This is a genomic window from Maribacter sp. X9, assembly GCF_048537565.1.
Classification (GTDB): domain Bacteria; phylum Bacteroidota; class Bacteroidia; order Flavobacteriales; family Flavobacteriaceae; genus Maribacter.
In genome coordinates this window covers 286,982-311,634 of the sequence record NZ_CP183215.1, presented here as the reverse complement: position 1 = coordinate 311,634, position 24,653 = coordinate 286,982, and the positions used below count along the sequence as shown (strand labels likewise).

At 38.2% G+C, this 24,653-nt stretch carries 11 protein-coding genes; 3 read left to right on the top strand and 8 right to left on the bottom strand.

Annotation, left to right across the window (positions count from 1 at the left end):
• The first annotated feature begins 97 nt into the window (after nucleotides 1–97).
• Nucleotides 98–2,470: a GAF domain-containing protein gene (locus tag ACNR9Q_RS01265; RefSeq protein ID WP_419212767.1), complete on the top strand. Its 2,373-nt coding sequence runs from the start codon at nucleotides 98–100 to the stop codon at nucleotides 2,468–2,470.
• On the opposite strand, the gene ACNR9Q_RS01260 is transcribed toward ACNR9Q_RS01265, so the two are convergent.
• Nucleotides 2,459–3,676, bottom strand: coding sequence for a Pycsar system effector family protein (locus ACNR9Q_RS01260; RefSeq protein ID WP_419212766.1), 1,218 nt, complete (start codon nucleotides 3,674–3,676; stop codon nucleotides 2,459–2,461). The genes ACNR9Q_RS01265 and ACNR9Q_RS01260 overlap by 12 nt on opposite strands.
• A 55-nt stretch (nucleotides 3,677–3,731) precedes the next feature.
• Here ACNR9Q_RS01260 and ACNR9Q_RS01255 point away from each other — a divergent pair, with 55 nt between their 5' ends.
• Nucleotides 3,732–7,448, top strand: a complete 3,717-nt coding sequence (locus tag ACNR9Q_RS01255; protein WP_419212765.1) for a metallophosphoesterase — start codon at nucleotides 3,732–3,734, stop codon at nucleotides 7,446–7,448.
• 10 nt (nucleotides 7,449–7,458) lie between these two features.
• On the opposite strand, the gene ACNR9Q_RS01250 is transcribed toward ACNR9Q_RS01255, so the two are convergent.
• From ACNR9Q_RS01250 to ACNR9Q_RS01230, 5 genes are read right to left on the bottom strand one after another with little or no spacing between them, the layout of a single operon-like run.
• Entirely contained in the window at nucleotides 7,459–8,316 is an 858-nt protein-coding gene (locus tag ACNR9Q_RS01250; protein WP_419212764.1) for a hypothetical protein, read from the bottom strand.
• A complete protein-coding gene (locus tag ACNR9Q_RS01245; protein ID WP_419212763.1) occupies nucleotides 8,309–9,208 on the bottom strand; it encodes an AraC family transcriptional regulator in 900 nt (299 codons plus the stop codon). The genes ACNR9Q_RS01250 and ACNR9Q_RS01245 overlap by 8 nt, the downstream gene beginning before the upstream one ends.
• Nucleotides 9,205–10,560 (bottom strand): vanadium-dependent haloperoxidase, encoded by a 1,356-nt coding sequence (locus tag ACNR9Q_RS01240; protein WP_419212762.1) that lies wholly within the window; start codon nucleotides 10,558–10,560, stop codon nucleotides 9,205–9,207. Before ACNR9Q_RS01240 ends, ACNR9Q_RS01245 begins: the two co-directional genes overlap by 4 nt.
• A gap of 4 nt (nucleotides 10,561–10,564) precedes the next feature.
• A complete protein-coding gene (locus ACNR9Q_RS01235; RefSeq protein WP_419212761.1) occupies nucleotides 10,565–13,819 on the bottom strand; it encodes a VCBS repeat-containing protein in 3,255 nt (1,084 codons plus the stop codon).
• The gene (locus tag ACNR9Q_RS01230; protein WP_419212760.1) at nucleotides 13,809–17,171 is read right to left on the bottom strand and encodes a VCBS repeat-containing protein; all 3,363 of its coding nucleotides are present in this window, start codon (nucleotides 17,169–17,171) and stop codon (nucleotides 13,809–13,811) included. Before ACNR9Q_RS01230 ends, ACNR9Q_RS01235 begins: the two co-directional genes overlap by 11 nt.
• Nucleotides 17,172–17,539: 368 nt before the next feature.
• Between ACNR9Q_RS01230 and ACNR9Q_RS01225 the strand changes: the two genes are divergently transcribed.
• Nucleotides 17,540–19,192: a solute:sodium symporter family transporter gene (locus ACNR9Q_RS01225; RefSeq protein WP_419212759.1), complete on the top strand. Its 1,653-nt coding sequence runs from the start codon at nucleotides 17,540–17,542 to the stop codon at nucleotides 19,190–19,192.
• Nucleotides 19,193–19,634: 442 nt separating this feature from the next.
• On the opposite strand, the gene ACNR9Q_RS01220 is transcribed toward ACNR9Q_RS01225, so the two are convergent.
• Together ACNR9Q_RS01220 and ACNR9Q_RS01215 are read right to left on the bottom strand one after the other, a co-directional pair.
• Nucleotides 19,635–21,224, bottom strand: coding sequence for a RagB/SusD family nutrient uptake outer membrane protein (locus tag ACNR9Q_RS01220; protein ID WP_419212758.1), 1,590 nt, complete (start codon nucleotides 21,222–21,224; stop codon nucleotides 19,635–19,637).
• A 10-nt stretch (nucleotides 21,225–21,234) separates the two neighbouring features.
• Nucleotides 21,235–24,297 carry a SusC/RagA family TonB-linked outer membrane protein gene (locus ACNR9Q_RS01215; RefSeq protein WP_419212757.1) on the bottom strand — a complete coding sequence of 1,021 codons (3,063 nt, stop codon included), beginning with the start codon at nucleotides 24,295–24,297 and terminating at the stop codon, nucleotides 21,235–21,237.
• Nucleotides 24,298–24,653 lie beyond the last annotated feature (356 nt).

Here is a 24,653-nt window from a genome sequence, read left to right as displayed (position 1 = left end):
ATAAATATCCGAAAATCCCGTTAAGACAAGGGTTGATAGCGAAAAAATAATGGGATGACTTTTGTAACTTTACCCGAGATAAGGAGACTAAACTAAAATGAAGGTCGAAGAAAAAATGTTGATGCCCTTAAAATACGTGGTTAGTTTTGATAAGCTTCTTCAGAAGTATGAGAAACAGCTCAACGGTGACGATGCATTTTTGGCCGCGACCGCTAAAAGGATATTAGACGCTCAAAAAGAGTATCCCATTTTACGTGAAGGTTTTACCGATTTCACCTTATTGGATAAATATAGGGATGTAATCGATAAAATTTTACAAGATACCTTTACCGATGCCTTGAGCAATAATGAAATTAAAGTAGCATCCTTGCCCTATAGGGATGTCATTATCAAAACGTCCAGACGTTTTCAACAAATCATCAAAGAGGCAGGGGTTGAGTACGAAGCTGAAATGCGAAATCCCGGTGATGGTCTGAGTTATATTATGAGCTGTGTGGTAATACTTAACGCTCACTTTGGTTATAATCTTGATTTCAGTAGACCTTTCTTCTATGATATACCAGATGCATTTGGGGTGATGCGTCACTATCGTATGCTCTATAATGCTGATTTTGTTGAGATAATTCCAACGGATAAGTCAAAAGAGATTACCCAAGAAGATGTAGATGAATTGTTGGAGAACCCTTATGCTTTAGAGCTTTGGAGGGAGAAGATTCCTCCTGAAAGCTTTATTTTTAAAGGTTTTGTAATTGCCAATATGTTCGATGTGACTATGGAACAGGCTATCTCGGATATTAAATCAAAGTTAATTTCCAAGGATAATTTTCGTCCGGGCATTTACATGCAAGAACTACAGGAAGCCTTTAAGTCATTTTTTAGATTACCGAATATTAAGGTAGGTTTTACATCGTACAATGTTCGTAAAGATCAGTTCGAGGAAATTGCAGGAATGAGTTTTGAAAGTTTCCTTTTGAACGGTAACGAAGCTTTTGACTGTAAGGAGGTACTTTGTCAATCGTCCTATACGAAACTTATTAAGGACAATACCTATTTTACGATAACCGATGTGGATCGCAATTTTGAGGTTTCGGGAGGTACAGATCCCTATAGAACCTTAAGGGAACAAGATGTGAAAAGCGCCATCTTTGCGCCAATAGCTTTTGAAGGAAAATTATTGGGGGTATTAGAAATTGTATCTGACAAAAAAGGGGTTTTAAATGGCGTGAATGCACAAAAGCTGGACGATATCATGCCATTTATTGTATCTGCCGTTGTTCGCACTAAAAACGAGGAGAACAATAGAATTGATGCTGTGATCCAAAATGAATGTACATCTGTACATGCATCGGTTTATTGGAGGTTCGAAGAAGAGGCCAAACGTTTTATAGCCGACCAACTGGAAGGAAGACAACCTGTTTTTAAAGAAATCGTATTTAAGGACGTTTATCCTTTATTTGGTCAAATAGATATTAAAGATTCTTCGAAGGCCCGTAATTTAGCTATTCAGCGAGATTTAATGATTCAGCTTTCCGAAATCAATACCGTATTGACAGCTGCTTTGGAGGCAAAGCAGCTACCTGCGTATGAGGAACTTATTTTTAGGGTGAACAATCATTTGGAGAGCATTAAGGAAACGTTATATACAAATAGCGAACAGGCTATTTTTGATTTTGTCAAGACAGAAATCACGCCAGTATTCGAACACCTTAAAAAATTGGATAGCTCTTTAAAAAAACGTATTCTTAGGTACGAGTCAAAAATAGATATGGGGACCGATTCTTATTATGACCATAGAAAGAACTATGATGAAAGTGTTACGTTGATCAACAAAAGATTGTCCGCTGTTCTTGATAAAAGGCAGGAAGAGGCCCAAACCATGTTTCCCCATTATTACGAGCGCTACAAAACAGATGGTGTGGAGCATAATTTGTATATAGGTGCCTCCATATCTGAAAACATGGAGTTCAACGATCTCTATCTTAATAATTTAAGATTATGGCAATTACAGGTTATGTGCGAGATGGAAAATGTGCATTATGCATTGAAACCAGAACTGGCCATTCCCTTAGACGCTACTTCTTTGATATTGGTACATAATACCTCTTTATCCATTCGGTTTAGAATGGATGAGAAACAGTTCGATGTTGATGGTACGTATAATGCCCGTTATGAGGTTATAAAAAAACGCATCGACAAGTCTTATATTAAGGGAACGGAACAACGTCTTACCCAAAAGGGAATGATTTCTATAGTCTATTCCCAAAAAAAGGATGAGCTCGAATATTTGCGGTATATTAAATTCCTAAGGTCGAAAGGTTGTTTTACCGACAAAGTTGAGATTGTTGAATTGGAAGGCTTGCAAGGGGTTTCAGGTTTAAAGGCTATTCGCGCAGAAATTCTTTATAAAAAAGAGCAACAGTCTGAAAAGTCCTATACCTATGCCGATTTAATGGCCACCTTAAAAGACTAAAAGGTCACTTAAAAGTTCTAGTTTACGGTCTGGACCAAAAAGTTTGAATGAAAGGCCAAAAGCGATTACTGATAGGATCATTCCCAACATGAATATGGTATAGGTCAAACGTAAAAGGGTATATTTTCTATTAAGTACGATCCCAAGAAAATATAGGTCTTTGGTAAGAGAGGTATAGATGTAGTTTTTGTCCTTTACCATTTCTTGCATAGCCCATTCATATTCTTCCAATTTCATTTTATGAAAGTTGCCAAAGAACAAAAGGTTCACTTTCTTTTGTTTTACATCTTCTTTGGTAAATTCACCACTGGTCACATTCGGTCTAGTGGCAAGAACAGCTAGAACCATAGAAACAATACCAAAGAAAACAAATATAACAGTTGGGTAAATTAGATAATCGTTTGAAGGATTATCCAATTTAGGGATAAGGTTCGACAGGGCCAATGAGATGATAATGGCATTGACCGATAAGAGTATATTGGCTTTCGTGTCGGCAATATCACTAAGTGTAATGTGATTTTTTAAGGTAACCCTGTATAATGTTTGAACGCCCCGATCCGGACTTTCACCCTTAAACTTTGCCTTAAGCCGTTCTTTCTTGGCTATTTTTTTTTCTGATTTTTTATCCTTTACGAGCTTTCTTAGATTATTATCTTTTTTTTCACGCCAATGCTCTTTGGCATAGTCGGTATAATATTGATGCTCTGTCCTGAACATTTCTATATTGCCCTGCAACCATTCTTTTTGAGTAAGATCCGCTACTCCTAAGAGTTTTAATTCTTCCCGTAAAAGCTCAGAGGTCTCGACATATGTCTTTTGTGCAAAGTGTGATGAGTCTGCATCTCTTATGATTTGCTCCATCAAATTCTTGGGCTTGGTATTTCGTTCGGTGGCTAGAATACATGCCTTTATTTTTTCGATTGCTATCGGATTATAATTTTGTTGGGTTAAAAATTCGTCCGCAATTTCGCAACTACTTTGTTCATGATGCTCTATGCCCTTCGTATAGCCTGTGTCATGAAACCAAGCTACAAGTTCTAGAATTTCCTTTTCCTGCCGTGATAGAGAACAAGATTCCAATAATTCTTTAGTACTTTTAACAACACGTTGTGTGTGTCTTAAGTTGTGGTATAAAAAGTTCTTATCTAATTTTTCGGTAAGAAGTTCTATAACATACTCTTGCGTCTTATCTAAGATATCGGACATAAAAAAATGGTTAGAATTACCCAAATTACGAAATTTTAAAGAGGGTTGTATTACTATGAAAAAATATTATGCTTATCTATTACTATTTCTTACGATTACCGGTTGTGCCACCTACGGTACAAAATATGCCGATGCAAAATATGCGGTTGATGTTACGGAGGAAAAAGAAGTATCCCATACGTTCTATTTAATAGGAGACGCGGGGCTTTCGCCGATGGGCGGAATGAACCCGGCCCTAAAACTTTTTAAGGATAAGCTCGACGTCGCAGATAAAAACAGTACCGCGATTTTTCTAGGGGACAATATCTACCCCGCCGGATTACCAAGCCCCGTAGATTCAACAGCGGCCTATTTTGAGGCAAAAAATGATTTGGATGCGCAGTTGAAAACCCTTGAAAACTTTAAAGGAAGGCCTCTGTTTATTCCAGGGAACCATGACTGGTATACCGAAGGTCTGATCGGACTTGAACGGGAGGAGAACTATGTTAAAAATGCACTTGAGCAAAAAAATCCGTTTCTTCCAGAGAACGGATGTCCCCTCGATGTAATTGAAATAGGGGAAGACATTGCAATTATAACCATAGATACGGAGTGGTACTTGACCAATTGGGACAAGCGACCCGACATGAACGATAAATGCGAAATTAAAAGTAGGGATAAGTTTTTGTTAGAACTTGAAGATGCTATAAAGGATTATAGAGAGCGTACAACGGTAATCGCCATGCACCATCCAACAACAAGTTATGGACCCCATGGGGGCCAATATTCCTTAAAAAAGCAGTTTTATCCTAAGGAAATGGCCTTTCCCATTCCGGTGCTAGGTACTTTTATCAATGTATTAAGACGCACTTCTGGTGCCTCGATAGAAGACTTGAACAATAAGAGATATAATGAGCTTATAAAAAGGGTAACTACCTTGGCGCAATATTCTGAACGTGTTATCTTTACTTCTGGGCACGAGCATACCTTGCAATATATCGTCGAAAACAATACGCCCCAAATCGTAAGTGGTTCAGGCGCAAAGGAAGGAACTACACGGCTCTTGAACGGATCCCAGTTCAACACTGGTAAAATGGGGTACGCTACCTTAGAAGTATATACCGACGGTTCCTCGAGGGTAAGGTTCTACGGAGTAGGAGAAAATGGGAAAGAGGAATTTTTGTTCACGAACATGGTTTTGCCCCCTAAACAGAACCCGTACGTGGGGGAGTTTGATACCAATTTTCCAAAAACTGTAAAAGCCTCGGTGTATGCTCAAGAGGAAATAGATAAAAGCAAATTTTTTAAGACAATTTGGGGAGAACGATACCGTAAATATTATGGTACAGAAGTTTCGGTGCCCACAGTAAATCTCGATACGTTAATGGGGGGATTGGAACCGGTTAAAAAGGGCGGGGGACATCAATCAAAATCATTGCGATTACGCAGAAAAGATGGTCGGGAATATGTGATGCGAGCGTTAAGGAAAAGTGCAGAACTTTATTTGCAATCCATGGCCTTTCAAGACCAATATGTATTGGACGACCTCAAGGAAACGTATACCCAAGAAATCTTACAAGATTTTTATACCGGAGCACATCCCTACGGGCCTTTTACCACGGGTAAACTATCAGACGCGGTAGGACTTTACCATACCAATCCAGTTCTATACTATGTTCCCAAACAACCTGCATTAAACGAATTTAACGATTCCTTTGGTGATGAACTGTATATGATTGAAGAACATGCGGGTGACGGTCATGGTGATTTGGCTAGTTTTGGGTATTCCGATGAACTTAAAAGCACTGATAGTATGTTGGAGGATTTACGGGATGATGAGAAGTATGAAGTGGATAAGGATCTCTATTTGCGTGCCCGACTTTTCGATATGGTTTTAGGTGATTGGGATAGACATGTGGACCAATGGCGCTGGGCAGAATTCAAGGATGAAGAAAAAGGCAAAATAATCTATAAGCCAGTACCTAGGGATCGTGATCAGGTATATTCAAAAATGGGAGATGGTGCCCTTATGAACATAGCTACGAGAATTATTCCCAGTCTACGCTTAATGGAAGGTTTTACAGAAGAAATACGAAGTGTAAAAGGGTTCAATTCATCTCCCATGACCTATGTGTTAGATTTGGCCTTGTTAGGAGAGACTGAAAAATCGCAATGGCTGGCGCAGGCCAAATACCTTCAAGAAAATTTGACCCCAACTGCCATAGATAAGGCATTTCTCGAATTTCCTGAAGAGGTAAGGGATGAGACCGTGGCTGAAATAAAAAGAATTTTGTTGGCGCGTTTAAGCCATATTCAAACAACAGCCGAAGAGTATTATAAGGTCATGAATAAGTTTGCGGTCGTTTCTGGTACCGATAAGGATGATTGGTTTGAAATCAATAGACTGAACAATAAGCAGACAGAAGTGAAAGTGTACCGTAATATCGATGATAAAAAAGAAAAGCTTTTTTACTACAAAGTTTTTACAACGGAGGATACAAAGGAAATCTGGGTCTATGGTTTGGATGATGACGATATTTTCGAAGTGTCCAATCCTTCTGACTTTAAGGGAATCAAAGTAAGGATTATTGGAGGGCATAACAATGATATCTATAGGGTGAACGGAGGAAGGGGTGTAGCACTATATGATTATAAAAGCAAGGAAAATACCTTTGAGGCTACAAATGGAGCAAAGGTTAAACTGTCAAACGATTATGAGCTCAACACCTACCAGCCACTTAAATTAAGAAACAGTTTTAACCAAATACTACCAACTATAGGTTTTAACCCAGATGACGGGGTGCGTATTGGTCTGTCGAGCACTTATACTTATAACGGTTTTCGACAAAATCCGTTTACACAAAGGCACACGTTTGGTGCTTCCTATTATTTTGCAACAAGCGGCTATGATTTTAAATATCAAGGGGAGTTTGCACATGTGTTCGAGAATTGGAATGTGGAATTAGCGGCCCGTTTTACAAGTCCCAATTTTGCCATTAACTTTTTCGGGTATGGAAATAATACCTATAATCCAGATGATGCGTATACCTTTGATTATAATCGGGTAAAATTAAGACAGCTAGAATTTTCACCTTCATTGGTTTGGAGAGGAGATTTAGGGGCGAAGGTCAAAGTTGGTCTATCGTACCAGAACATCAGTGTAGAGGAAACGGAGAACAGGTTTATAAATACGTTCTATCAACAGAACGGGGAAGAAACCAATAATGATTTTGCAGGTGTTCACGCAGGTTATTTTTTTGAAAATAAAGATAACGAGGCCTTCCCGACCATGGGTATGGCAACTTCGCTTGAAGTTGGTTTTAAGAATAATATGAACGATGAAGGGGGTAATTATGGCTATGTGATACCGTCCATTGGGTTTGATTATAAATTGGTGCCAAATGGACGTTTAGTGTTAGCTACTAAATGGAAAGCACATTTCAATATGGGGAACGGCTACGAGTTTTATCAAGCGGCAAGTATCGGAGGCTTTGATGGATTACGGGGGTTCAGGAACCAACGCTTTACAGGTAAAACGTCCTATTATCAAAACACCGATGTTCGATTTAGTCTCAAAAAGAAACGCACACGCCTTTTACCAATGGCGATGGGGCTGTTCGGAGGATTTGATTATGGCCGTGTTTGGTATCCGGGCGCAAGTTCCGAAAGGTGGCATACTTCGTACGGCGGCGGCTTCTTTTTAAATGCTTCGGACGTGATATCGATCAACACAGCACTTTTTGCGAGTGAAGACGGACCTAGATTCACCTTTGGTTTAGGCTTTGGATTCTAGTGTTCTGTGATTACTTTAGCGTAAAAGAATAGAGGTTGCCTCCTGTTCCATGAGAACGTTCATCCGAAATCAATAAGGTATGTTCGTTCATGAACGTCACCGATTCTAATTGGGTTCTGGTACCAAGGTCAATTTCTTCTATTTTCCCTTTTGAGAAATCATCCCAATTAAAATCGCTAAAGACAAAGAGTTTACCATAACTAAGAGCTACTATTTTATCTCCTTTAGGAGAAATATCTATGGATGTTATTTGGCAAAGTTTCCAATCTTTACAAGGGACGAAAGTGCCGATCAAGGAAGCTTCGTGCGTTCCCTTTACATCGGGTACAGTGTAAATCTTCGCCTCACCATTGAAGGGTTTGGATCTGTTTTTTGTAATAATATAAAGCTTGTTGTCATGATGAAATAGAGCTTCGGCATCATAGAATAAAGCATTTTTTTTAGGGGGAAATTCCGTTTGATCTGGATAATAAAATTCAATTTGTTCTGCATCTATTTTATCACCTGGTTCAATAGTGGGATTTGGAATTTTATAAATGACCAAATTTTTTCGGTAGTTCCCATTGTTCCCGAAATCACCAATATAGGCGTTGCCTTCTGTATCTTTGGCCATATCTTCCCAATCGTCATTATCCCCGTTTTTAACTTTGAGACTTTTCAGAATTTCGCCTTTAAAGTTCACTTGATAAATTTCATCTTTGTTTCCACTGTCCTCAAGGACCCAGACAGTAGCATCGCCATAGGTGATCATCCCAGAAGTTTCTTTTAAACTTCCGGACAGGTCAGTTATGATTTGAAGTTGACCATAATTGGAGCAGGAGGTTAGAATTGTAAATAGGAATAGGGTGAACAGTCCAGTTTTATTCATCTTGATTTGATAACGGTAGAAAAACTTCAGCATTCCATCGAAGAGCATCTCCTCCCATATTTGGATTATTAAAAAAGAATTCGACAGGGGTTTTCTTGACGGCAATATTATTTTTTTCAGCATAATCCAATAAGGCATACCAAGCTCTGTCGGAGGTGATATAATTGCCATTATAAATAGCTTTTATAGATGCTTGACCTTCAAATTCTTTGTAAAAAATGTCTTTAATTTCTGGTAATGAATCTGTCTCTATGATGGGGTAGCAGAAATTAAAGGCAATACTATCGTTTTTCATGTCCCATTCTGTTGTTTCTATAAATGGTATGCCGTTCAACTGAATACCGTTAGCTACAATGACAGAATTCAAAAAAGGATAACTTTCCATCATGCCCAAGGCTTTTTTAGGTTGGCTGGTTTTATGAAAAACGCAAGCACAATAAGTGGAGGATAATTCTTCTCGGCCAATAATGGTTACTTTAAATTCCTTGACCTGTTCGTTCAAGATTTCTATAAAATCGGTTACGGTTTGTCTTGACCTTTTTTCAAAATCAGTGTCTGTAAAAGGGATGTAAAGTTTATTCAAAAAACTATGTTCAGGTGCTTTAACATGTACTTTTAGCTTTGAGGTTGAATCTGTTAAAGCCTCAATTTCCCATAAGTATATAAAAGTGGAATCACCATGCACAATTGTTTGTTGCAGATGCTTAAGATCATTTAACTGTTTTATCGAAGCACCTGTAAGGGTGCTGTTCCAGGCCTTCAACTCTTGATTGATGGCCCCAGGAAAAGATTTGACTTGAACCCTAATTAAATAGTCTTGAGGGTTAATGAAAAAGTACCACAATAATCCCAAGGCAAAGACCCCTATTGCAATGGTAAGCCCTTTTTTCATTTTTTGGAATTATGGGCTATGGTTGAATTGTCCTTCATTTTCATTTTAGAATTCAAAAGCGCAGCGATTTTTCTACCTTGACCAATCCCGACTTCAACCGCAGCCCTATAATGTATACCACCATACATTCTACTTATGGCTGCTTCATTGGCTGCTTTGTTAAAGGAGTCAAAAGTTCGTTTGGGTAGACCGTACGGAGTTTCGGTGTCGTCTTCGAAGCTGAAATTATCGCCAAAAATACTGGTTAGAACACTTCCAGCTGCTCCGGAAACAACGCTATGGCCGCTCGTATATTCAGGAAACGGAGGAGTTTGTAAGATGGGTTTCCAGTTTTCGTCAATATGCTGATTTATTAAGGTTTCTGGACGTATTAAATTACTTCTATATTTCTCGTCCCAACAACTAATAAAAGCATCTGCAATTGCCATAGATGTTTTCGTATAGGCAAAAACGGTATCATCAAAACTGAGATCGGTTTTTCTACACGCTATTTTTGTGATACCGATCCAGTGAGCACCAGGAGTTATTTTCTTGGTAGCGAACATTAAATGTCCCCTTGTTACGGATACATAGGGATTGCAGTCCCAGAATTTAGCTATGGCCACTTCTTCAGATTCGTCACCATTTTCTGTAATTCTATTACTTGTTTCGTAAACCTCTAAAAGTTCTTTGTAGAACTTAGAATCCTTTTCTAATGAAAAAGGGGGTGGTGGTACGGGTTTGAATTGAGAAGCCGAATCCAGTATAAAGGGCCGAATTTTATTCCAATGGGGCTCTATACCATCCATATAAGCAGGAGGGGTAGGCTGCCATCTTGTTGGATCATCTGTATTTACCGTAAATTTTGGCATTGTACGGGTTTGGCTGTAATTATCCTTGGCCATCCATTTTTTAATATGATCGGCAACTTCTAGTCCGTATTTTTTTGATGCCTCGAATTCCATTTCATTTTTAGACTTCCAACTGGCGAAAAGACTGTCCTGTAATACATCAAAGGTCTGTTCTGAAAAAATTAATTGTCTACTAATGTTCATATGCGCTATAAGTGCTGCCAACTGTGGATTGATTCCTTGAACAGAATCTAATTGTGGCACCGGGGTCAGATCTTTAATCTGTCCCGCTAGGGATTGATATTGAGGATTTGCTTGAGCAACAATCTCATATGCTGCAATATTCGGATAAGCGAAGATCCTACTAGCTACCGGTGGGGAAAAAATGTCATGAATCATAATTTCGACCACCTTGTCAACAACCGAATGTAGTTCTTCTTGGGTAATCGTAATGGGTTCTTTCTTTTTTGAGCAGGCTGTAAATAAAAGGCCTAATAGGATTATGGAAAAATACCTTTTCATGTTATCATTGTTTTAAAATTGTATAAACCTGTGCTTTATCATTATTGAAGGTGAGCAACAAGTAAGCTTTGTCTTTAAGATTAATAATATTCATATGTCGTATGGATTTCCCTGTTAAATCAAGTCCTAATGCATTGGTAAGTTGCATGTCATCAGGTGAACTGATCATGGCTCCGGGAAAAGAATCAAACCGGCCGTGATAAGGTTTTACCCCAAAATAATTACCGGCGGCCAACACTTCGGTTTTGTCATTATTGTCAAAATCAAATTCCAAAAAGCTCATAATTGGTGAAACTTGAAGTTCAAAATTAAAAGGAATAAATGAGAATGTGCCCATATCGTTCTTCAAATAACCCGATTGCAGGGTATGAACCTCTTCGATTCTAGCATTCGATATCATTTCAGGGCCTAAAACTTCGTCAATAGGTTTTCCTGCAAATGATTTGTAGGTACTGAATTTCTTTCGAAGAGATACCAATTGGCTTGAAAGTTCGATTAACCCGTCAACGGGATAATCGGCATCATCTTTGAAAATACTCAGTACGGTTTCCGTAGCGCCGTTTTTATCTAAATCTCCATAGTACATTCGCATTGGGTGGTCTACTGAGGCCTTAAATTTAGTATTCGTCCCCCAGTTTCCTAAAAGATAATCCAAATCGCCATCAGAATCGATGTCGAAGCTGATGACCGCTTGCCAGAGGCCATTTAAATTTGCGTCTTTTAAAGGAAACATCTCCTTAAAAGTACCCTTGTTGTTTTCAAAAAATCGTGGAGACATCCATTCTCCGACAACCAATAAATCTTCCCACCCATCTTGATTGAAGTCAGTTATCAAAGCATCCGTAATCATTCCCAAATCTTCAAAAGGCATGTTATTTGCAATTTTGAACTCCCCATTTTCATTTTGTAGTAAATAACCATTTGGTTTATTACCGTAATCAGCAGTTATAGATTGGTTTCCGACGAATATGTCCAAATCATTATCATGGTCGTAGTCAAAAGAAAGGAGTATGGATGTATTTTCAAAGAGTTGGGGAAAAGGTTGTTCCACAAAGGAACTATCCTTGGCAACATAGTACGTGTTGGTTAAGGGTTTCATTTGATTGAAGAAATCCGCTCCTCCAGTGCCAATTATTAAGTCATTATTTCCATCGTCATTGAAATCAGCGATGACAGATGCAATATCCTCTTTTACGCTGTCTTTTTGTATTTCTATGTATTTCTTCAAGCGGAAAATGGTATCATTCTGTACATATATTTTTGATGCTATAAATTTTGAACCGCCAAAGAAAATATCATCCGTGCCATCTCCATTTAAATCTCCCACACTCACGGCGGGTCCTCTATCTGAAATTTGATAGGGTATTAATTTTTGACGCAAGTAATCACTGTAGTTATCTTCAACGTGTACATAATTTATACCGAGATTGTTAGTTGTTTTCTCAAAAAGCAGTTGCTGGGTGTTCTGTTCTTTTTTATAGCTATATAATTTGTTATTTAAAGGCTCAATTACCAGTGTTTGATTGACATTCAGATTTCTTAAAATCTGATAAGTCTTGTCTGGCCAAACAATTTTTAGGGAGTCTATTTTTTGAACATCCCCATAACCAAAATGGATAATGGGTTGAGAAGAGGACTGAAAACCCCTAACCGTATACATTTCTTTAAATTGCTGAACACCTTTTGCATATGAATACACCTTGGTGCCAATACCCTGCTGATTTGCATTTTTATAATTTAATTTAATTTTCACCCAATTCTTAGAGGTATTAGTGGTGTTTTCTAGAATGAGTGCTGGATTGTTCAAGTTATTGGTAACCAGATCCAAATCACCATCATTGTCTAAATCGCCAAAGGCCGTTGCCCCTGTAATGATACTGTCCGTAGTGATCCAATTTTTAGATTCATCAGTAAATTTTAAAGATGATGATCCTTTGAAGATTCTATTTTGGATGTAGCCGGAAGGCATCAGTTTTAATGCTTTTTGGTCTACTAAATTGGTATTGTTTATTTTTTGTTGAACGTTTTCATTAGAAACGTAATTAATATAATCTAAGTCATTAGGTCTTTTAGGGATACCGTTGCTTATGTATAAATCTTGTTCCCCATCTTGGTTGTAATCGCCAAAAAGTGCACTCCAGCTCCAATCTGTTGCAGCTACTCCACTTAACAAAGCAGTTTCCATAAACATGCCCGTGGGCTGGTTAATATAGAGCATATTTCTTGTATACTGGTTGTGATAGCCAAACCTTTGGGTCTTAAGTTTGTGAATTTGGATGTTATCGTCCCCTTCAGATGATTTTAGGACTTTCTCATTTTCTGCCAGCATATCCAAAGAAATCAGGTCGGGTAAACCATCATGGTTGATGTCGGCCACATCGCTTCCCATCGAAAATCTAGATGTATGTCCAAAATATTCCCGTAGACTTTCTTTAAAGGTGCCATCTCCATTATTCAGGTAGTAATAATCGTCTTCATGAAAATCATTTCCGATATAAAGGTCTGGGTAACCATCCTGATTAAAATCTGAGACTGCAATACCAAGACCATAACTGTTTATGCCTCCATAAATACCCGCTTCTTCGCTTACATCTGTAAATTTGCCATTATCGTTTCGTAATAGTTTATCACCCGTTTCATAATTTCTTCGATAGCGTAAATTCGCATTTCCATAAGAATCTTGGGTATGTACGGCATGGTTCAAAAGATAGATGTCGAGATCCCCATCTAGGTCATAATCTAAAAAGGCAGCAGAAGAACTATAGGATTCGAAATCTAAACGAAACTCACTGGAGCTTTCTTTGAAGGTGGAATCGCCTTGATTGATAAAAAGTTCATTATGGCCATTAAATCCATTCAGTCCCACCACGGCACATACGTAAATATCCAAAAGACCATCACCGTTAACATCGCCCATTATGGCACCTGTATTCCAAGAGCTATTACCTTCAACACCTGCTTTTTCGGTAATATCTTCAAATTGGAGATTGCCCTTATTGAGGTATAATTTATTTTTCACTTGATTGCCAGAGAAGTAGATATCAGGCAAACTATCGTTGTTGATATCGCCTATGGCGACACCGCCACCGTTATAGTAATACAGATAATCAATTATGCTAAGGTCTTTGGTGTCGGTTAAGGTGTTTTCAAATGTAATGCCAGTTTCATTAGCATTTCGCTTTAAAAATAGTTCTCCCTGATTTGAATTACAAGAAACTACCAAGTATAATAAACAAATGACCGGTATACTATTTTTCATTTATTTCAAAAAGTTTTGGCACTTCGTTATTAATGGCGGCAATCAAAAATCTCTTGCCTTTGTTATCTTTTACGATTTCTAAGTGTTTAACTTCGTTACGGATGAAAAAACCGCTATCGGAGTAATTTTGCCATTTGAAATCTAATTTTCCATCTCCTAGTAATACATTACCATAATTTGCATCTAACCTTGAATATTGAGGTTTGAATTCGAAATTGTTACCAGCCATAATCAGGTCAAGATTACCATCTTTGTTTATGTCTAAACATTGAATGCCGCAGACACAAGAAAATTGCACCTGGGCCGGTAATATTTTAATAGTGAATTTTCCATTACCCTCGTTTATCGCAATTATAGATTCAGCGATTGAAACTTCTTTTACAATGGCGTTGGATATAACTTCTTTTGAAAAAAGTTGATCTATGGTTTTTGATGCGTAATCAGAAGCTTTTATATTCTGTTTTTTAAGGGAGAGAATTTGAGTGGTCAATTCTTTTTTCTGGTGCAGGGGATAATCACCGTTATCGTAATTTTGGGTAGTAATTTGTTCAATGGTTCCATCATTATCAAAATCATTGACCCACATTTTCATAGGTCGATTTTCCTTTGGTTTATAGTGAATATTACTTCCTGAATTTCCTAAAATTAGGTCTTCATCTCCATCATTGTCCAAATCTATACCTTGAATAGCGCCCCACCAACCGGTGAGACTATCCAAAGAACTGTTGAATTTTGAAAGCCGCCTGCCAGAATTTTTAAAAATATGTGGACTTCCCCAGTCAGAAACGGTAATAAGGTCTTTTTTGCCGTCTTGATCCATGTCTAGCCATTTGGCGTCTGTAATCATGCCAGCATCCTTAAGATCATAAGCATAACGTTCTGTCACGTCGGTAAAAGTTAAATCACCATTGTTTAAAAGTAACAAATGGTTGGGGTCAATCCCGTACGTACCCACTACACTTCTAGATCCAACGAAAATATCGACATCTCCGTCAGCATCAAAATCGTAGGGCGCAATTACCGCAATGTTTTTGTTGGTATTGGGCAGCTGGTTTTTACTGAGCGAAAAACGTCCTTTTCCGTCATTTATATAAAGTCGTACCCCATAGCTACCTTGCATGCCCATTTCATTACCCCCAGATCCTACCAGTAAATCTAAATCTCCATCCTGATCAGCATCAAAAAATGATGCTGTGGTATCTTCTAAATGAGCTTCTGCTTCAAAGTAGGTACTAGTGGGGTTGGATAAGGTGCCGTTGCCAGTGTGAAGGTAAAGAGCGCCGGGCTGCTGTTTTGCTCCCCCGATAAAAATGTCATCGTTACCATCTCCATTAACATCTCCAACAGCAAGTCCAGGACCCTCCTCGGCCAAGGATTTGGAAATCAAGCCCTCATTGTCGAAATCTAAATAATTATTTTCTTTATGGGCCACAAGGGTAGTGTTTGAAATCTCTTTTAAAAGGGCGGGGTGTGCTTTTCGGGGGACACTATATTTTTCTATTGCCTCTTCTTGATTAAAAGTAAGGGTCTGGTTCACTTTTATCTTTTCGATAAATTCTGTGGCGTCATTGGGCCAGATGATTCTAATTGAATCTAAGACTGTCACTTTTCCCAAGCCTATCGTCATGGGGTATTCCACTGATGATTGAAAGCCTCTTGAAGGCATTACCGTTTGATCTATGACATTATTAGGGTAATAGAGTCTGGCAATGGTGCCAATGCCAAAACGGTTTCCATCAGTGCCTTTAAAGTTCAATTTGATGTAATTATTATCAGATTGTGATTCTGAATTATTACGATAAACAAACGTCTCCATATTGACATTGTTCACCACAAGATCTAAATCTCCATCATTATCCAAATCTCCATAAGCCGAACCATTTGATCTACTTGGTATTTCAAAACCCCATTGTTTATTGTAGTTACTAAAGGTGATATCGCCATTGTTGTGATAGGCATAATTGGGCAATGGGGTAACGGGCATTTTATTGATAATGGAGTCTATCGATTCTTTCTTTCCTGTCAAAGCCATTTTCTGCATAATTTCATTGGCAAAGAAATCTACAAAGTCAAGATCGGTAAGGTCATGGTTAATACCATTGGCAATGAAAATATCCTTTAAGCCATCATTATCCATATCGAATAAAAGTCCGGACCAACTCCAATCCGTCGCCTCAACTCCACTGTAATAGGCTATCTCTGAAAAAGAACCATTTCCGTTGTTTAATTGAAGTGTGTTTTGAATGTATTGTTGGTGAAAATCTTTGCTTTGCTTTAGTTTAAAAATATTATAACCTTCAAACTCCATAACCGATTTTACCCGTTGATCTGGCTCGGGAAGCATATCGGTGATAAAAATATCCGTAAGTCCGTCATTGTTAATATCGGCCATATCCACACCCATTGCAGAAAGACTTAAATGGTTGGTCCATTTTTGAATTTCTTCATTAAAAGTTCCATCTTGATTATTGATGTACAAATAATCCCTTTCATAAAAATCATTAGAAACATAGATGTCAGGGTATAGGTCGTTATTAATGTCGATCACCATTACCCCTAGACCAAACCCGATTAAGCTTCCGTAAATACCTGCTTCTTTACTTACATCTATAAATTTGCCGTTATCATTTCGTAAAAGCATATCGCCAACACCTCTAAAAATCTCAGGTACGCCTTCCCAATCCTGAGCTCTGACTTCCCTTTGTTCGGCATAGCCCAAACTACTTACCGGAATATTACTATTATTGAGAATATAGGCATCAAGGTCACCATCCTTATCATAATCAAAAAAAGAAGCATGGGTTGAAAAACCAGTCTCGGCTAGATTATATTCATGTGCTTTTTCGGTAAAGGTGTTGTTGCCATTGTTTATGTAAAGGTCGTTGTCATGGTTATTACCTTCCATGTTACCCGCATTGCTTACATAAATATCCAAGAAACCATCATTATTAATGTCTACCATGACCACCCCGGTTGACCAAGGTTTATTTCCGGATACTTCTGCTTTTTCAGAAATGTCCTCAAATTGGAAATTTCCTTTATTCAGATATAATTTGTTAGGTTCCATGTTTCCGGTAAGAAAAATATCGGAAAGTCCGTCATTATTGATGTCACCAATGGCTACACCACCTCCATTATAAAAATTTCTATATTTAAAAATGTTGAATTCTTTCGAATTTTCAACTTTATTGACGAAGTCAATCCCAGTTTGGGATGAAGATAAAAGAGTGAAAAGGATAGGTTTCCGCTTCTCTTCGGCGATTGGCTTTTTAATGGTACTGTTGGAGTCGCACGATTGAAAAACCAATAGGACTAAGACAATTACGGAAAGTTTAAGCAAATAGGAATTCATGCTGTTTTTTTGAAATACTATGTTTTGGATTGCACATTCTAGCATCTAAAGCAAAGTTCAATACCCTCTAAAATCCTTTGCTAGGTTTGCGATTAATTAACAACCAAATTGAAATTGAACATTGCGACTATAATTTAATATTGGTCGATAATAATAAAGTGGAATAACACTTTTAAAAACAGAATGCAAGATAGCCAAATGGCTATTATTAACAAGGCTTATTTGGAACGCGCAATGTTAATATTTAACGAAAACGTTGTAATTTTGATGATATACTACGATAAATAAGTTTTTCATGGTTTGATTTTAGAAGGAATGAAAATAATCCAATATATTTAGCCTACACTAAATAGCAAACCATATACCAAATGATAGGGATATTATCTTTTTTAGGATTTACCATTTTAGTAGCAGTTATATCTTATTATGCCACCAGAAGTACCGATGAAAAGACCTCTGATGGCTATTTTCTTGGAGGGAGAAGTTTGACGGCGGGTGTAATTGCAGGATCTCTATTACTTACCAATTTATCTACAGAGCAAATTGTAGGTTTGAATGGAAGTGCATATACTGACGGTCTATCTGTAATGGCGTGGGAAACCTTGGCGGCAATTGCGATTGTTGTGGCCGCAATATTTCTTTTGCCAAGATATTTAAAGGGAGGTTTAACTACAGTACCTCAATTTTTAGCTACGCGTTTTGATGTAGCTACAAAAACCCTAACCTCGGGCTTGTTCTTAACGGGTTATGTGGTGGTACTACTTCCGGTTATTTTATATTCGGGTTCAGTTGCGATCAGTGGAATGTTCGATGTTCCTGCTTTGTTAAACGTTTCGGATAATACGGCCTTGGTCATCTGCATTTGGGGTATCGGGATTATCGGGTCCATTTATGCTGTTTTTGGCGGTTTGAAAGCGGTTGCCGTTTCAGATTCTATCAATGCAATAGGCTTATTGATAGGTGGATTGTTGATTCCTATTTTTGGTTTAATGGCAATTGGGGACGGAAGTGTGTTTTCAGGATTGGAGAATCTTGTTAATGCGAATCCTGAACGCTTTGATTCAACGGGTAACGCCGGTCAAGAGGTTCCGTTTTCAACAATATTCACCGGTATGATGCTGGTTCAACTATTTTATTGGGGTACAAACCAGCAAATTATACAAAGGGCATTGGGTGCTAAGAATTTAGCGGAAGGTCAAAAAGGATTGCTGTTAGCTTCTTTTTTAAAGATTTTAGGGCCATTGATACTCGTGTTGCCCGGTATGATTGCCTATCACTACTTTGACGGTAATTTGGACACTAGCGATTTGGCTTATCCAGAATTGGTACGTGCCGTATTGCCAAAACCTTTGGTAGGATTCTTTGCGGCAGTACTTTTTGGTGCTATTTTAAGCTCTTTTAATAGTGTCCTAAATAGTTCTGTAACACTTTTTGGTATTGATGTTTATAAGCAACATATTAACAAGGATGCTTCTGAAACTACAGTTGTAAAATATGGGAAAATATTTGGAATTTGCTTGGCTTTAGCTGCCATGTTCATAGCTCCTTTGATTGCAAATGCAGGTAGTTTGTTCAACTATCTACAAGAAATAAATGGTATCTACAGCATCCCTATTTTCACAATTATTGTGGTTGGGTATCTTACTAAAAGGGTTCCAGCTATTGCGGCCAAGATTGGAATTCTTTCTGGTTCCCTATTATATATCATCAGTCAGTTCTTTCTTAAAGAAATGTTCGTAGACAAAGCCATGGCCGAAGCCCAAGCTTCTGGTATTACTGATCCGCGGCTATTGAGGTTGGTCGAGGCCGAAGCCTATCCACATTACTTACATATTATGGCAATCTTATTTGTAGCCAATATTATAATAATGCTTATCATAGGAGCTCTTAAACCTCGCAAGGAACCTTTTGTTTTAGAGTACACCGATCAAGTTTCAATAACGCCCTATAAATATGTGAATCAAGTAGGTATCGGTATTTGTTGTATTGTTATTGTGATTTATATTTATTTTGCCAAATAGAGAGAAAATGCCTTCGTATATAGGGAGGGGGACGGATTTTAAGGCAAAAAAGAAAATGGAATCGTAAATTCTATTTTCTTTTCCTTTAAGGGACTTCACTGGTTTAGGATTTCTTCTGAAACGGTTACTGCTATAATGAATAGAGGCCGAAGACTATCATTATAATTTTAAAGTACAGGCTTAAACTCTAGTCTACCGCTCATTTGTCCTGTATTATCGGTAAAACTCAAATCGTTGCAATTATAATCTAAATTAAAGAGGTTGAATCCTGAATTTATAATGGTGCTACCAAGTCAGTGATTCAGTATGTATCTTTTTTAGGATTATTGATTCAAAGTATTTATGAACAAAGTGGGTTTGAAAGTTTGGGTATAAAACAAAGGCCTCTTAATATTAAGAGGCCTTTGTTTGGAAATTTGAAAAAAGAGCTAGCTTCTAATAATTAATATCCTGGATTTTGCTCCAAATTTGGATTAGCTAATACATCAGCAATAGGAATAGGGAATATTTTTAAATGCTCGTCTCCGGCTTCCTTAAGATTCCAGGCTCTTAAAAACTGTCCAAAGCGGATTAAATCTTGTCTTCTTGCAACTTCAGCATACATTTCTCTCCCACGTTCCGCCAATAATTCTGCTTCACCGACAGAGGCAAGATCAGATGCTCCGCGAATGCTTCTAAGATTATTGATTATATCAGTAACATCAGTACCCATTCTGAACATGGCCTCAGCCTTCATTAAATAGTCGTCTGCGTATCTATAACGAACAGTGTGTCTTCTGGTTATACCGCCTTCTTCATTTGGATGGTACTTTAAAAGACGTGTGCCCGCAGTTTCTAAAAGTGCATTATCAGCAGGGGAGGTGTATTCTGCTTTTTCAACTTCTTTGGTAAAAACCAATGGGACACTACCTACGTTCGCCCTGGCATTTAATGGCGTGCCATCTTCGTCATACTGTTGACCTATTAAAAAGCCGTAACCAATGCCTAAATTTTGATCGTTGACGGTTGTTGGGTCTGGTACAAATCCTCTACGCTCCTCTTGGCCATCTCCAGCATAATTTGTGTCCGGATCTCCTTCAAAAGATTGATAAAATTCTGAAAGTGTGGCAAAACCATTCCAACCACCCCCTTGTTGGTCAGGGGTATTTAAGCTATAGTGTAACGTATTCCAGAATCTAGATTGTGTTTCTGCTGGAGACCACCAAATAGTCTCAACATCATTGCTAGGTCTAAATATGTCGAAGAAGTCACCAGAAGCAGCCAATTGATATCCATCAGCCTCGATTTCATCGACCGCATCGATAACTGCCTGCATGTCTGCATTGTCTGGAGATGTTCCAAGATATACGTGTTTATTGAGGTAAACCTTCGCCAATAAATGCTGTGCAGCTGCCTTTGTTGGAGATGATTTCAAGCCTATAGCATCACCAGCGGTTACCTCTGGCAAGTCTTGAATTGCAATATTAAGATCAGCTACAATGCTGTCTATGGCAACTTGTCCTTTAAGGGCAACAGGTATTGAACTATTAGGCGCATTAACATCTCTATAGGGAACTTGCCTCCACATATCTAGAATCCAACTCATCGCCCATGCCCTATAGAATCGTGCTTCTGCCTTTAGTTGGGTAACATCACCCTCGGAAGTATTGACGCTTTGAGGATTGATTATACGGGTAGCATTAATGGTTACACTATTGAGTCTCTGCCAAGAATTACGTATATCCTGTAATTCTGCATTCCAAGTATGTCTGTGAATGGACAACCATCGACCATTATCTCCCCAATCCGATCCTCTGGTAGGTACAATGTATTCATCTGTGGATACTTCATTCAAGGCATACAGACCATCTGCGTTACCTAAATCTCCTCCGGCGATTATATTCGAAATATTCTCAACTTCACCCTGAATGTTTGCTACACCGGCAAAACCATCGGTAATTAGGGAATCTGTGGGTTCGATCTCTAAATCCGTGCACGAAAAAAGAAGCGTCGCAGGAATTGTGAGATATAATAAGTTTACTATTTTTTTCATAATTATTTTTTTAAAAAGTAACGTTAATTCCAAGACTGAACGTTCTTGGTCTTGGGTAAGAAAGATAATCGATCGAGGCAGAAGGTAATCCGTTTGCGGGGATATTAGAAGTACTAACCTCTGGATCGATGCCACTATAATCTGTAAGTAAGAATAAATTCTGACCAACAGCGCTTAATCGGAAAGTTTTGAACGTACCTTCTCCACTAAGTGGAACGTTATAAGAAATCGATGCTGTTTGCAGCCTCACAAAATCTCCTTTTTCTAAAAAGTAAGTGCTGGGATTGGAGGCGGATAAAGTAATGCCATTGTCTACAACTTCTTTTAGATTGTTTCTACTACCAATCTGTGGTGCGGCGAATAATGCATTTGCCGTATTGTTATATACGTAGAAACCAAATTGCCCTGAAAAGAATAATGAAGCATCCCAGTTTCTATATCTAGCACTAGTGGAAAGTCCGGAAACAACTTTTGGTAGCCCAGATTTATCTAGAATGGTTGGGTCTGTCTCCACGTTGTAATTATCATCAACTAGACGTAGGTTATAGGTGTATAAAGGTTTCCCATTGGTCAAGATTTGAGAGGTGGTTCCCGTAAGACCTTGGCCATACAAATTACCGGCTTGTAAATTGGGGCCATTGTAATCTGTTAGCTCGTTTTGGTTGTATGAAATGTTAAAATTAGCGTTCCAGTCAAAATCCTCTGTAAGAACAATATCGTAATCCAGTCCGAGTTCTATACCTTGATTTACAATCGTACCGTCAATGTTTTGAAATACAAAAGGAGTTGTTGCCGGTTGTACTGCAGGCAGGTTTAAAAGAATGTCTGTAGTCTCTTTTCTATAAAGGTCGACACTACCCGTAAAACGATCATTGTTAAAGCCAAAGTCCAGTCCCAGTCCATATTGTGTAGTTGATTCCCATTTTAAATCTGGGTTCGCAAATGCAATCTCAGATGTAGCAGGAGCTGTCAGCTGTGAACTAGATTGTATTCCAAGGGCATTCCATCTTGTTCGATTTACGTATTGACCATAACCAAGACCGTCTTGGTTACCCGTAATACCATAGCTTAATCTTAGTTTAAGCGTAGAAAATGTTTCTTCATTAATGAAATCTTCTTGATTCAATTTCCAGGCTAGAGCTGCCGAGGGAAAAATACCATATTGGTTATTGCCACCAAATCGTGAAGAACCATCAGCTCTTACCGTACCGGTAAATAAATATTTATCGTTCAAGGAATAATTTATTCTACCAAAAAAAGATTGTAACTCATCGGTGTAATCAAACGTATCCACTGAAAATGCATCGATTGGAATGTTTGGTAAATTCCCTACCCTTTCGTTAACGTTAGGAAACAAGCCTAAAATTCTAAATTGGTCACCAGCATCTGGGAAATTTTGAAAAGTTCCTATACCGTAAGCCTGATAATTAGTTGCTAGATTTTTTGTTGCATCATAGGTATCCCTTGTAGTAGCGACAATTTGATTGAGGTCGGATGAAGCATATCCTTGGCCTAAAATATTCTGTCCTTTTCTGTTAAAATCCTGATAGGAATATCCCACTAAAGCATCCAATTTAGAGTTTTCAAACTCCGTATCATAGTTTACGGTTATCTCCATTAGTTTGTTGTCGGTATCCAAATTACTTACAGCAGCCCTACCATTGTCTATTGCACCATTGGTGATTCCAAGAATTTGAGGGCCTACGACTTGACTTCTACCGGAAGTGGAGGTATCCAGTCCTAAGTTAAGTTTCACAGAAAGCTCGTCCGTCAAGGAATAGTCTAAGGATAGATTTCCTAAAAATCGATCTGTATTCGTATTATCATCGTAATAAGCCAACAAATTCGCAGGATTTAAATCAGGTGCTGCATTCGAATTTGGATCTGCATTTCGTGTAGGGTTGGAGTAATAAGTGGCAGCCAGCAAATCTCCTGTACTCCCTGCTGTTCTACTAATATAAGGTGCTCTATCATTGATTCTAGAAATTGTTGTTTGAAGACCTACCTTTAGCTTATCGTCAAAAAAGCGGTGGTTTACATTAATTCTTCCGGTAATACGCTCTAAGTCGGTATTTTCAATGATACCGAACTGTTTTGAATAACCGAAGGTGGCCCTAACGTTTCCTTTTCCATAGTTTTGGGAATAGGAAAGATTATTATCTGTGGAAGCGGATGTTCTGAATAAAAAACTTTGCCAGTCTGTTTTACCATTAAGATTTGCGCCACCTCTTTCTACAAATTCTTCGGTAGATAATAAATCATAGGGGTTTGCAACCTTCGCAATGTTTAAATTTGTTGAAAAGCCCCATTGACCTTGTGACCCACCGCCTTTACCCGACTTCGTGGTGATTACCACGACTCCGTTGGCCCCTCTTGAACCATATATTGCAGTTGCGGAAGCATCTTTAAGGATACTCATACTTTCAATGTCATTTGGGTTTAAAAAGTTTAACGGGTTTTTAGAACCACTTGAGCCCACACCAATATCGGCACCAGAGGCCGAAACGCTTTCGTTGGAAACTGGAACACCATCAATAACAAATAAAGGACTATTGTTGCCTCGTACAGAACCCGTACCTCTAATTCTCAAGGCGATACCTGCACCTGGTTCACCACTTGACTGTGAAATCTGAACACCTGCTGTTTTACCTTGAATTAGCTGTTCTGGTGATGCTATGATGCCTCCGTTAAAATCCTCTGAAGAAACAGAGGAGACCGAACCAGTCGCATCTTTTACGGTTGTGGTCCCATAACCAATGATTACGACTTCTTCCAAGGCTTGAGCATCTTCTTCTAAAGTTACGTTAATCGATGATCTTCCATTAACCGCCACTTCTTGTGTTTTATAACCGATATAACTGAATACCAAAACAGCACCTTGTTCTACATCTAGGGTGTAGTTTCCATCAAAATCGGTTTGTGTTCCATTGGTAGTCCCTTTTTCAAGGACGCTAGCGCCTGGGAGGGGGCCACTTCCATCTGAAACTTTTCCAGATACTTCTTGTGCCTGAGCAATGCCAAGGGAGATTAATGCCCCCAATAGCGTCAAGCTTTTGATTAGAGTAATCTTCATAAAAATGTTAATTTAAAGTTGAGTTGAATGATTTCAATTGTTAAAAATATGTAAATACTATATAAGCTTCTTTTTATAATGGTTGAATTTAAAGCGAAAACGTTTTCGTGTTAATAACTTTATCTATTGTCAATATTCCAAAAGAAATGTTTTTCACTTTTAGAATCTATAATTTAACTCTATTAAAATTAAGAATCTGCAATTAATCATCAAATATAGTATTTTTGTGATTAACATATCCTTAACTTTAAGGAGTATGGTTAACATTGTTAAAGTGTAATTTCTAGAAAATAGCTAATTAGGTGAAATATCCTTATTTTGACACTCAATGTTAAGAGTAGTTTAAAACCGCATTC

What these genes read in the sequence shown, in the direction of transcription:
- ACNR9Q_RS01225 (WP_419212759.1), top strand. Translation starts at nt 17,540, where the DNA reads ATGATAGGGATATTATCTTTTTTAGGATTTACCATTTTAGTAGCAGTT.
- ACNR9Q_RS01235 (WP_419212761.1), bottom strand. Translation starts at nt 13,819, where the DNA reads ATGAAAAATAGTATACCGGTCATTTGTTTATTATACTTGGTAGTTTCT.
- ACNR9Q_RS01255 (WP_419212765.1), top strand. Translation starts at nt 3,732, where the DNA reads ATGAAAAAATATTATGCTTATCTATTACTATTTCTTACGATTACCGGT.
- ACNR9Q_RS01245 (WP_419212763.1), bottom strand. Translation starts at nt 9,208, where the DNA reads ATGAAAAAAGGGCTTACCATTGCAATAGGGGTCTTTGCCTTGGGATTA.
- ACNR9Q_RS01265 (WP_419212767.1), top strand. Translation starts at nt 98, where the DNA reads ATGAAGGTCGAAGAAAAAATGTTGATGCCCTTAAAATACGTGGTTAGT.
- ACNR9Q_RS01220 (WP_419212758.1), bottom strand. Translation starts at nt 21,224, where the DNA reads ATGAAAAAAATAGTAAACTTATTATATCTCACAATTCCTGCGACGCTT.
- ACNR9Q_RS01250 (WP_419212764.1), bottom strand. Translation starts at nt 8,316, where the DNA reads ATGAATAAAACTGGACTGTTCACCCTATTCCTATTTACAATTCTAACC.
- ACNR9Q_RS01215 (WP_419212757.1), bottom strand. Translation starts at nt 24,297, where the DNA reads ATGAAGATTACTCTAATCAAAAGCTTGACGCTATTGGGGGCATTAATC.
- ACNR9Q_RS01260 (WP_419212766.1), bottom strand. Translation starts at nt 3,676, where the DNA reads ATGTCCGATATCTTAGATAAGACGCAAGAGTATGTTATAGAACTTCTT.
- ACNR9Q_RS01230 (WP_419212760.1), bottom strand. Translation starts at nt 17,171, where the DNA reads ATGAATTCCTATTTGCTTAAACTTTCCGTAATTGTCTTAGTCCTATTG.
- ACNR9Q_RS01240 (WP_419212762.1), bottom strand. Translation starts at nt 10,560, where the DNA reads ATGAAAAGGTATTTTTCCATAATCCTATTAGGCCTTTTATTTACAGCC.